General features: G+C 43.7%; 1 protein-coding gene. It reads right to left on the reverse strand.

All coding sequences use genetic code 11. From position 1 onward, the window contains the following. Positions 1–20 precede the first annotated feature (20 nt). Entirely contained in the window at positions 21–461 is a 441-nt protein-coding gene (locus DK872_RS27265; protein WP_161519145.1) for a GNAT family N-acetyltransferase, read from the reverse strand. Positions 462–503: the final 42 nt, after the last annotated feature.

Consider the following 503-nt stretch of genomic DNA (forward strand, 5'->3'; position numbering starts at 1 on the left):
TCTATAAGAGCCGTAGAAGGTCAACTACCACGTTGCTTCTCTAATCGAATAAAAGCGCCATCTAATGTTGTCTTATTACCCCAGCCGAGTTGCATGTAGAATTTGGCCGCACGGCTGTTTTTATCTGTTTCCAGCCAGGCAACTTCGTGATGTTTGAACAACTCTTGTTCCGCAATCTTTGTAAGTCTGCGACCGATGCCTCTGCCTTCATAGGCAGGAAGGACAAAAAGACCATAAAGAGAGCCTTTCTCCCTTAAAATCATCGAAAACCCCACCACTTCATCATCATCTGTCGCAACCCATGCGCAACGCCCCTCTTTGATCATATTGCTCACGGTAGTTTCGGTGATGCCCATCTCCCGCATCTCTTCACGGCTCAGATGATTTTCGGCGACTGATGTTCTGACAGTGAAAATACCTTCAACGTCAGACAATTGAGCTGGTCTTATATTGATATTCATTAGTCTTACTCCATGTATGACAAAGATAAATTTTAATCATAT

The organism is Kosakonia sp. MH5 (genome assembly GCF_009935945.1).
GTDB classification, from domain to species: domain Bacteria; phylum Pseudomonadota; class Gammaproteobacteria; order Enterobacterales; family Enterobacteriaceae; genus Kosakonia; species Kosakonia radicincitans.